Origin of the sequence: Methanobrevibacter sp., from assembly GCF_045539575.1 — an archaeon.
Classification (GTDB): Archaea; Methanobacteriota; Methanobacteria; order Methanobacteriales; family Methanobacteriaceae; genus Methanocatella.
This window is the reverse complement of record NZ_JAZQFM010000008.1, coordinates 1-3,726: the sequence shown is the minus strand read 5'-3', so window position 1 is coordinate 3,726 and position 3,726 is coordinate 1. Positions and strand designations below refer to the sequence as shown.

Below are 3,726 nucleotides of genomic sequence, written 5' to 3'. Positions count from 1 at the left end.
GCGAACATTACGTCAAGCATTCCTTCTTCGAGATCGTTCATTTCCCTGCCGAGGATTCCTTCAATGTATTCAATTTCAGAATCTGCTAAAGTCATTTTAACACCCTTAGTTTTTAATGGAGATAATTACCTTCTCTCCTTCAATATCCCATTCTTTGGTATAATCTTTAGAATCTTTACTGCATTCTTCTGTATCGGTTATTATTAAACTATTTGCTCTTACTTCATGAGATATTACTTCTGACTGAGGAACGATTAAGTCCTTGAATTCCGCAGAGGTTTCCACATCCACATTGATGTTTGCTTCCACATCCAAGTCCAAGTCTTTTCTCATGTCCTGAATTCTTCTTATCAGTTCACGAGCCATAGCTTCCTGTCTGATTTCCAGTGTAATGTTTGTATTAACGAATACATTTCCGCCATCAAATTCAGAAGATACAAAATCATCAGGAAGTTCTGAATCAAACAATACTTCTTCAGAGTTTAATTCAATTCCTTCAATAGTTACAGTGCCGTTTGCATCCAATTCCGCTTTGATTTGATTACCGTCTGCAGCTTTTAGTCCTTTAACGACTTTACCCATGTCGCCTTTGAGTTTCGGACCTAAAATCTTGAGATTTGGTTTTGCGTTGAATGACAGCTTGTCGAATTCCGCTGCAGTTAAAACTTCTTTAGTATTTGATTGATCTTTAATAATGTCTTCCAGTTCACTGATTGCATTTAAGGCATTTTCATCTGGAGATACGACAGTAATATCTGAAACCGGCCATCTTAACTTGTACTGTGCCATGTCACGTGCTCTTATTGATGCATCGATTACCTGACGGGCAACATCCATTTTTGCCTCGAGGTCTTCATCAATAGCTTCCGCATCATATTCCCAGTTGAGCATGTGAATACTTTCAGGCGCTTCAGGGTTTACGCCTTTTACAAGGTTTTCATAGATTTCTTCAGATACGTGAGGAGCTATCGGACATAATACTGAAATGAGTTTTACGAGTGCGGTGTATAAACTGTAGTATGCGCCGAGTTTGTCCGGATCATCGCTTTCAACCCATGTCCTTCCACGGATGAGCCTTACATACCAGCGGCTTAAGTCATCCAATATGAAATCATATATTTTTCTTGTTGCCTTGTGGAAGAATAGGTTATCCAGGTCTTCAGCGACGTCTTTGACAAGTGAGTTGACCCTTGAGATAATCCATTTATCTTCAGATCTTAATATTATATCGTCTTCAGTTATTTCATTCGGATTGAAGTTATCCAGGGACATGTAAGTGGTTGAGAATACATATACATTCCATAAGATGTTAATCATTTTATTAACGTTTAATAACTCATCCCAAACGAATTTAAGGTCATCCCATGGTTTTGAAGCCCATAAAAGATAGAATCTGAGCACATCTGCACCATATTTTTCAATTACTTCTTCAGGAGATACAACATTGCCCAATGACTTGGACATTTTGTTTCCGTTTTCATCTAAAACGAAACCGTGCATTAATACTTTTTGATATGGACTTTTACCCATTGAAATTACTCCTGTTCCGAGCTGTGAGTAGAACCACCCTCTGGTTTGGTCATGACCTTCTGTAATGAAGTCATATGGGAACCAGTCTTCGAATTTTTCCTTCTCTTCAGGATAGTACAGTGAAGCCCATCCTGCTACACCGGAGTCGATCCATACATCCAGCACATCAGGAATTCTTTTGATTGTAGCGCCACATTTGTCACATTTCACTTCCACTTCATCCACATATGGCCTGTGGATAAGCTCTGAATCGGAAACAGTGATTTCATTTAAGGATTCCTTTTTCAATTCATCTAAAGAACCGATTACTTTCAGTTCTCCGCAGTCAGGACATTCCCATATAGGAATAGGAATACCCCAGTATCTTTGTCTTGAGATTGTCCAGTCACGTGCGTTGTCTACCCAGTCATGGAATCTGCCTTCACCGGCCCATTTAGGTACCCATTCGACCTTGTCGATTTCATCCAACATTTTATCTTTAATGTCAGTCACTTTCAAGAACCATTGTTTGGTTGCTCTGTAAATGATAGGTGTTTTACATCTCCAGCATACACCGTATCTGTGCTCAATGGTTTCTACTCTGTACATTAGGTTTTTAGCTTGAAGGTCTTCGATGATTTGGTCGTTTTCCTCTTTTGTGAATTTGCCGTCATACTTGCCTGCATCTTCTGTGAAGCATCCGTCTTCACCTACAGGGCAGAATATAGGCAATCCGAATTTTTGACCTACTTCAAAGTCGTCCGGACCGTGTCCCGGTGCGGTGTGTACTAAACCGGTACCTTCACCAAGCTCTACATGGTCACCAGGCAAGATTGTGTGGACCTTTTCAATTTCTGAGTCGAATTCCATTTGTTTTGGAATTTCATCAGCTAAAATATAATCATAAGTCATTCCAACTAAGTCTTCGCCTTTTACGGTTTTGATAACTTCATACATTACTTCTTTTTCTTCGATGACTTTGTCTTCTTCATCTTCTGACTCTGCTGGAATTTTGGTTCTGTGGATTTTAACCTGTTTTCCTAAAACATCTTCCATCAGGTTTTCGGCTATAATGTAAGTTTCGCCGTCTTTTGAAACGTAAACATAATCAAATTCCGGATTTACACAAATTGCAAGGTTTGCAGGGAGTGTCCATGGAGTAGTTGTCCATACCAGGAAATAGGTGTTCTCTTCACCTGTTACCGGGAACTTGATGAATATGGATGGGTCAACTTTTTCCTCATATTCGATTTCTGCGGCAGCAAGAGCGGTTCCGCAGTGAGGACACCAGCTGATTACCCTTTGGTCGTTTACAAGTAAATCCTGCTCATTTGCTCTTTTTAATGTCCACCATGAGGATTCCATATATTTCGGATCAAGTGTCATGTACGGGTCATCCCAGTCCATCCAAACGCCCAATTGGTCGAATTGCTGTTCCATAGCTATCTTATTTTCAATTGCAAATTCCCTACATTTGTCGACGAATTTTGCAATACCGATGTTTTCCTCAATGTCCTGTTTGGATTGGATGTCCATAATGTGCTCTACCTTGTTTTCGATAGGAAGACCGTGCATATCCCATCCTGCCTGTCTTCTCAATGAAAATCCGTTCATGGATTTGTATCTAAGGTATGAATCCTTGATGACCTTGTTCCATGCGGTACCCAAGTGGATTTTACCGCTACAGTATGGTGGTCCATCCAGGAATGAATATCTTGGACCTTTTTCTCTAAGTTCGTTTACTTTTTTGAAAGTTTCCTCTTCTTTCCAGAATTTTTGAACTTTCTTTTCTATTTTATCATGGTCGTATGACTTTTCTGCCTCTTTTATTGGCATTGTAACTCCTCAAATAATTAAAATTAATATGTGTAAATAAAAGTTTATAATATGTATCTTTTTGTTTTATATAATAAATAAAACTTATGGCATTTTTTGAATAATAGCAACTCAGAAAAGATTTTTAAATTAAATAATTGTTAAAAACATAAACTGTTAAGTAAATTAACAAAGTTGATATACTCCCGTATCCAAACTATAATCATGGGATTTCATAGAAAATACAATTCACTTTTTAAAGCAGTAGACAATATGATAAAGCTTTATAAAATATATAAAAAAGAATCTAAAAAGTCTAATGAGGATAAAAATGAAGATAGTCCACTGGAGTGACTTCAACTGTCCTAATTCATACATTGGACTGAACAGATTAAAGCAGGC

Annotated in this window: 1 protein-coding gene; it reads right to left on the bottom strand. The window is 38.1% G+C overall.

Going from position 1 to position 3,726, the window contains the following annotated elements; translation table 11 throughout:
* Nucleotides 1–105: 105 nt before the first annotated feature.
* Nucleotides 106–3,345: an isoleucine--tRNA ligase gene (ileS, locus tag ACKI30_RS00855; RefSeq protein ID WP_407409074.1), complete on the bottom strand. Its 3,240-nt coding sequence runs from the start codon at nucleotides 3,343–3,345 to the stop codon at nucleotides 106–108.
* Nucleotides 3,346–3,726: the final 381 nt, after the last annotated feature.

Bases quoted from the DNA above. Each gene is read 5' to 3' on its own strand.
- ileS (WP_407409074.1), bottom strand. From the start codon at position 3,345: ATGCCAATAAAAGAGGCAGAAAAGTCATACGACCATGATAAAATAGAA.